Genomic DNA, 6,048 nt, shown 5'->3' with positions numbered 1-6,048 from the left:
CGCCCTTGTCGGCCAGCTTCTTGGACAGCGTGATCGCCTGGCCGTTGTTGTTCAGCGTCATCAAGACGGCCATGTCTTTCTTGGGGCCGGCCACACCCAGGTGCACGCCGTAGATCATGCCGTAGAGCGCATGCGCCATATCGAGCTCGCCGTTGACCAGCTTGTCGCGCACGCCGGCCCAGGAGGCTTCCTTGGTCGGGATGATCCTCACTCCATACTTCTTGTCGAAGCCCAGGACCGAGGCCATCACCACGCTGGCGCAATCCGTTAGGGGGATGAAGCCGATGCGGACCTCTTCCTTTTCGGGCTTGTCGGAGCCGGCGGCCCAGGCACCACCGGGCAGCGCGCTGGCAAGACCTGTGACCGCGCCGGCGGCGGCGCCGGTCAGCAGTTTGCGACGTTCTGTGCTCATCAAACCTCCGTTGAGTTGCAGGCTCTTGCTCATCAATATCTCCAGTCAGAAAACAAAAAGGCGCCTCGACCGGCTGCAACTTCCCTCAGAGAAGCCGCAACGCGGTCGGACGCCGTTGTCCGTCGATCTATCTTTCTATTTGCTTGAGTGACCCACGCCGTTGCAGGCCTCAAGGACTATTTAGCAGGAGTCGTGCCAGCCTGAAAACGCCGCTGGCGGGCGGCTTGCGCACGCTTTAAAGGCGCGCCGGGCGGGAATCAACCCAATTTGGTGCAGCGCAGCAAGGCCTGCGCATCAATGATGCGTTCGGCCACATCGAGCAAGGGCGCGCCGCGGTCCATCGCCAGCCGCCGCATGCGCTTGTAGGCCGCGTCTTCATCCAGGCTCAGCTCCGCCATCAAGATGCCCTTGGCCCGCTCGATGATCTTGCGCCCACTCAACTGCGCTTGTGCCTGCGTCAGCTCCTGGCGCAGGGCCAGGTCTTGCTCGAAGCGCAGGCAGGCCACCTGCAGCACCGAGGCCAGCCGCTCCGGCTGCAGGCCCGCCACCACATAGGCACTGACGCCGGCTTGCAGCGCGCGGCGCATCGTCGCCTGGTCGCCATCCTCCGAAAACACCACCACCGGGCGCGGCATCTGCACCGACAAGGTGGCCAAGTTCTCCAAGGTGTCGCGGGTCGGCGACTCGCTGTCGACGATCACCACATCGGGCTTCAGGCGCAGCACGCAGTCATGGATCAGCGCGCCCTGCTCGATCACGCCGACCACCTCGCAGCCCTGGCGCGCCAACTCCTGCGAGATCAGCTGCACGCGGTGCGCGCCGTCGTCGATCAGCAGCACGCGCAGGCCCTGGGCGGGGCCGGGCTGGTCGGGGCTGGGTTTGATAGGCTTTTGCATAAATAGGGCTGAGTCCACATGTTGATGCAATATTCATGCCGAAGAAGTCGATGATTTGCTAACGCCTTGCCGCCATGGAATACTGAGCGCAGCCGGTGCTCGCAGATCGGCGTTCAACCTCGAACTTCAACAGGAGATCAAGCCATGAAATTCAGTGCCCCTATCTGTTTAGCCCTGCTCGCCACGCTGGCCGGCTGCAGTTCCACCCAATACATCATCAGCACCAAGGAAGGCCGCATGATCGTCGCGGATGGCAAACCCGACTACAACGAGAAGGCCGGCAGCTATGAGTACCGCGATACCGAGGGCAAGCGCCTGACCATCATGAAGAGCGAAGTGGTCCAGATCATGGAGCGCTAAAGCCTGGGCTCTTCTCAGTGAGGGCGGCTTGGCCGCCCTTATCATTTGTACCCATGAAAACACGATTGCTGCTCCTGCAACTCAGTTCCAAGCACGGCTTGGACGCACAACAGGCGGCGCAGCTGCAGCGCCTGGCCGGCTTGCATGAGCAGCCGCACAATTTGAGCCAGCTCGTGCTGCGCGGCACGGCACTGTTGGCGGCCGGCTTAGGCGGCCTGGGCCTGTTGATGTGGGTGGCGGCCAACTGGAGCGAGCTGGGGCGGATGCCTCGATTTGCGCTGCTGCAAACCTTGCTGCTGTGCAGCGCCCTGGCGGCCTCTTTCTGGCCAAAGGCTAGACCGGCCCTGGCCTTGCTGTGCCTGCTGAGCTTGGGCGGATTGCTGGCTTTTTTTGGCCAGACCTACCAAACCGGTGCCGACACTTGGCAGCTCTTTGCGCTCTGGGCCGCTTTGGGCCTGCCGCTGTGCCTGGGTGCGCGCTCCGATGTCTTGTGGGCGCCCTGGGCGGCCATCGTGACGGCGGCGATTGCGCTGTGGATGGACACCCATTTAGGCGGGCGCTGGAGCGCGCTGCCGGCCAGCCAAGGCGATGAATTGCGGGTGCAAGCGCTGGCTTTTGGCGCGGTGACCTTGATGCTGTTCTTGCTAGGTCCCTTGTGCCGCCGGCAGACCGGTGCCGGCCTGCTCACGCTGCGCTTTGCGATGGGTCTGGCCACCGCCTTCGTCAGCGCCGTCGCGCTGACTGGCTTGCTGGGTGCCGAGGTGATGCCGCAGTACTGGCTCGGTCTGATCCTGGGGCTGGGGGCTGCCGCGCTGGTCGCCCGCCGCTCGCCAGGCTTTGACATGGCTCAGCTGAGCATCCTGGCCTTCGGGTTGAACACGCTGCTGGTGTTCGGCGTCGCACATTGGCTGAGCCTGGGCAATGGCTCGCTCAGCGACGATCCGCTGCGGCTGCTGCTGCTCGGGGCGTTTGCGGCGCTGCTGCTGGCGGCCAGCGTCAGCGGCCTGATGCGGCTCGCTCGCCACCACGCCGGCCCAATCGGGGCAGCCCAATGAACACAGCAGAACCGACGCCGGCGCAACTGCTGCAGCGCGCGGTCGCGGCCGGCTTGCTGCCGAGCTCGGCGGCCTTGCCCACTGCCGCCGAGCGCCCCTGGTCGCTGCTGCTGCTGACGGCGCTGGGCGCCTGGTTGGCGGCCGTGCCGCTGCTGATCGGCATCTATTTGCTGCTGGGGCCGACGCTGACGCAGGGAGGCGGCGCCTATCTCGTCGGCGGCCTGCTGCTGGTGGCGGCGAGCATCATCTTGCGCGCCAACTCGGCGGCCTTGTTTGTCGAGCAATTGGCCCTGCCGCTGCTGCTGAGCGGCGCGCTGACTTTGTGCCTGGGTCTGTACCGTGATGTGCACGAATCGCTGGCCTCGGCCCTGCTGCTGTTCGGCTGTCTAGGGCTGGCGCTGGCGATTGCCAAAGCTTGGCTGCGTGTGTTGCTGGGCGCGGCGGCCTTGGTCTTCTTTGGCCTGGCGCTGCAGCCTGCGATCGGCTACTTCCTCGACACCTCGCGCACACCCTGGTTGGTCTTGCACATCGCCTTGCTGGATTGGCTGCTGGCATTGCTTTGGCAGCAGCGGCATGGGCTGCAAGCTCGGCATGCCGGCAAGGCGGCATGGCTGGAGGCCATTGCCGCAGGCTGGCTGACGATGCTGCTCTTTGGCCTGGCCTTCATCAGCGGTCTGGATCAACACATGTGGGCTCAGCCACCGAGCCAAGATAGAAGTTGGCTCTGGGTCTGGGCCTACCCGGCCGCCTCGGTCGCCTGCGCCTCGCTCGGCTTCGCACTGGCCGCTCGCGCTTGGCCGGATCTGCGGCGGCCCCTCTCGCTTGCCGTGGCGCTGATATTGGCGGGACTTTGCGCTTGGCTGCCGACCTTGGGTGCCATCATTCTGGCGCTGGCTTACACCTGCAGCACGCGACGCTGGCAGCTGGCTTGCGCCTGTGCGCTGGCCGCCCTGTGGGTGCTGGGGGCGTCTTACTACCAACTCAGCTGGACATTGAGCGCCAAGGCGGCGGTGTTGGTGGGCGCGGCCGCCTTGCTGGCTTTGATCGCCGGGCTTGCGGCGCGGGGTCAACGCATGCCGGCAAGCGCCGACAGAGCCGACAGCGCCGGCCTGCAACCGCGCCGCATGCCCGGCGCCGCCTGGCTTTTGAGCGCGAGCTTGTTGGGCCTGGCCGTCGTCAACAGCGGCATCTGGCAAAAGCAGCGCCTGATCAGCGAAGGCCGGCCGCTCTTTGTCGCGCTGGCGCCGGTTGACCCACGCTCGCTGATGCAGGGCGACTTTATGCGCCTGAGTTACGACTTAGGCTCCGACATCAAGGCGGCCAATTTCTACCGGCTCGGCGCGGCACGGCCCCACGTGGTGATGAAAGTTGACGCACGCGGGGTCGCGCTGGTGCAGCGCTTGCATGAACCGGGTACGGCGCTGGCCGCAGAAGAGCAATTGATGGAATTGAGCCCGAGAAACGGCGGCTGGACCCTGGTCAGCGACGCCTGGTTCTTCCGCGAAGGCGATGGTGCGCGTTGGCAAGCAGCCAAATACGGCGAATTCAGGGTTCGCCCGGGTGGCCAAGCCCTGCTGGTCGGACTGGCCGACGCCGAACTCAAGCGCATCGAGTTCTAAATGGGGTCATTAAATGGGGTCAGGTTCATTTATTTGCCCTCATTAAATGGGGTCAGGTTCATTTATTTGCCCTTGTTGCCGATGACCTTTCTTTGGAATAGCGAACAGGCGCGAGCACCGGACTTTTTTTGATGCTGAAGAAAATCTCCGTTCAACAAGTCCAACTTGGCATGTTTATCCAGTCGCTGGAAGGCTCTTGGCTGGCTCATCCGTTTTGGAAGACCAAATTCTTGCTGCAAGAGCCGGCCGACTTGCAGGCCTTGCGGAGCAGCGGCGTGCCCATGCTCTGGATTGATGTCGGGCGCGGCCTGGACGTCAGCGACGCGGCGCCGGCCGCAGCCTCGGCGCCAATTAGTCCCGCAGCGGCCGAGCCGGCGGCAGTTCCCACCCCCAAGCCCCCCGATGCGCGTTCGCCCGTCAGCATGGCGGCCGAAATGACCCGTGCCAACGTGCTGGTGAACCGCTCACGCGCGGCGGTCATTTCCATGTTCGGCGAGGCCAGACTCGGCAAGGCTTTGGACGCCGAGCAATGCCTGCCCATCGTCGAAGAAATCAGCAACTCGGTGGCGCGCAATCCTTCGGCGTTGATCAGCTTGGCGCGGCTCAAGACCAAGGACAACTACACCTATATGCACTCGGTGGCGGTGTGCGCGCTGATGGTCTCTTTGGCCAAGCAACTGGGCTTGAGCGAAGCGCAAACCCGCGCGGCCGGCCTGGCCGGCCTGCTGCACGACATCGGCAAGATGGCCATGCCGATGGACGTGTTGAACAAACCCGGCAAGCTCAGTGACGCCGAATTCAATGTGATCCGCTCGCACCCGCTGCGCGGCTATCAGATGCTCCAGGCCGGCGCCTCGGTGCCGGCCAGCGCCTTGGATGTCTGCCTGCATCACCACGAAAAAATGGACGGCAGCGGCTACCCCCAAAAGCTCAAGGGCGAGCAGATCAGCCTGCTGGCCCGCATGGGCGCGGTCTGTGATGTCTATGACGCCATTACCTCGACCCGGCCTTACAAAGAAGCCTGGGACCCGGCCGGCTCGATCCAGCGCATGGCGCAATGGTCCGGCGGCCATTTCGACCCGGTGGTGTTCAGGGCCTTCGTGAAAGGCGTGGGCATCTATCCGGTCGGCAGCCTGGTCAAGCTGGAATCGGGCCGCTTGGCCGTCGTCACCGAGATGAACGCGGCCAGCTTGGCCGCGCCCGTCGTGCGGGTGTTCTATTCAACCCGTGCCAGCATGCCGATCCCGGTGCTGACCCTCGACCTCTCGCACCCCGGCAGCCGCGACAAGATCGTCAGCCGCGAGAGCCCTTCAGACTGGGGCTTCAGCTATCTGGACGATCTCTGGCAGCAGCCCGTCAGTCCCTGAGCGGCTTTTTTAAATGGGGTCAGGTTCATTTAATTGCCCAGCGAAATTTCCGTGACTCAGTAAATTGACGTTTACGTAAACGTCAATCAGACCCTAGAATCGACGAAATTTTGCTGCTACAAACCGGCATGCCGGATGCCGTTAGCTGCTGCCGCTGGAGACCCGCCATGACCGATTTGTCCGCTGAATACAAGGCCCTCGCCAACTATCGCCCCACCCACAAGGTGCGTTTTGTGACGGCCGCCAGTTTGTTTGACGGGCACGACGCCGCCATCAACATCATGCGGCGCATCCTGCAAGGCATGGGCGTCGAGGTGATCCACCTGGGCCACAACCGCT

At 63.9% G+C, this 6,048-nt stretch carries 7 protein-coding genes; 5 read left to right on the top strand and 2 right to left on the bottom strand.

Features of this window, described 5'->3' with window-relative positions; all coding sequences use genetic code 11:
- Together RMO57_RS21120 and RMO57_RS21115 are read right to left on the bottom strand one after the other, a co-directional pair.
- A partial coding sequence (locus RMO57_RS21120; protein WP_310390020.1) for an ABC transporter substrate-binding protein occupies positions 1-412 on the bottom strand: 412 nt, incomplete at its 3' end.
- Between the two features lie 257 nt (positions 413-669).
- On the bottom strand, positions 670-1,308 hold the full coding sequence (locus tag RMO57_RS21115; protein ID WP_310390018.1) for an ANTAR domain-containing response regulator: 639 nt from the start codon (positions 1,306-1,308) through the stop codon (positions 670-672).
- Between the two features lie 144 nt (positions 1,309-1,452).
- On the opposite strand from RMO57_RS21115, the gene RMO57_RS21110 reads away from it, so the two are divergent.
- From RMO57_RS21110 to RMO57_RS22060, 5 genes are all read left to right on the top strand, one after another.
- Positions 1,453-1,668 (top strand): YgdI/YgdR family lipoprotein, encoded by a 216-nt coding sequence (locus RMO57_RS21110; protein ID WP_310390016.1) that lies wholly within the window; start codon positions 1,453-1,455, stop codon positions 1,666-1,668.
- Positions 1,669-1,721: 53 nt separating this feature from the next.
- Complete coding sequence (locus tag RMO57_RS21105) at positions 1,722-2,723, top strand: DUF2157 domain-containing protein (protein WP_310390015.1); 1,002 nt, start codon at positions 1,722-1,724, stop codon at positions 2,721-2,723.
- A complete protein-coding gene (locus RMO57_RS21100; RefSeq protein ID WP_310390014.1) occupies positions 2,720-4,342 on the top strand; it encodes a GDYXXLXY domain-containing protein in 1,623 nt (540 codons plus the stop codon). Before RMO57_RS21105 ends, RMO57_RS21100 begins: the two co-directional genes overlap by 4 nt.
- A gap of 131 nt (positions 4,343-4,473) precedes the next feature.
- Positions 4,474-5,709, top strand: coding sequence for an HD-GYP domain-containing protein (locus tag RMO57_RS21095; RefSeq protein WP_310390013.1), 1,236 nt, complete (start codon positions 4,474-4,476; stop codon positions 5,707-5,709).
- A gap of 167 nt (positions 5,710-5,876) precedes the next feature.
- On the top strand, positions 5,877-6,048 hold a 172-nt coding region (locus RMO57_RS22060; protein ID WP_414896470.1), incomplete at its 3' end, for a cobalamin B12-binding domain-containing protein.

Origin of the sequence: Roseateles sp. (assembly GCF_031397715.1) — a bacterium.
GTDB lineage: Bacteria > Pseudomonadota > Gammaproteobacteria > Burkholderiales > Burkholderiaceae_C > Paucibacter_A.
The sequence above is the reverse complement of the archived record's forward strand: the minus strand, read 5'-3'. Positions and strand labels throughout refer to the sequence as shown.

Bases quoted from the DNA above. Each gene is read 5' to 3' on its own strand.
- RMO57_RS21115 (WP_310390018.1), bottom strand. From the start codon at position 1,308: ATGCAAAAGCCTATCAAACCCAGCCCCGACCAGCCCGGCCCCGCCCAG.
- RMO57_RS21110 (WP_310390016.1), top strand. From the start codon at position 1,453: ATGAAATTCAGTGCCCCTATCTGTTTAGCCCTGCTCGCCACGCTGGCC.
- RMO57_RS21095 (WP_310390013.1), top strand. From the start codon at position 4,474: ATGCTGAAGAAAATCTCCGTTCAACAAGTCCAACTTGGCATGTTTATC.
- RMO57_RS21105 (WP_310390015.1), top strand. From the start codon at position 1,722: ATGAAAACACGATTGCTGCTCCTGCAACTCAGTTCCAAGCACGGCTTG.
- RMO57_RS21100 (WP_310390014.1), top strand. From the start codon at position 2,720: ATGAACACAGCAGAACCGACGCCGGCGCAACTGCTGCAGCGCGCGGTC.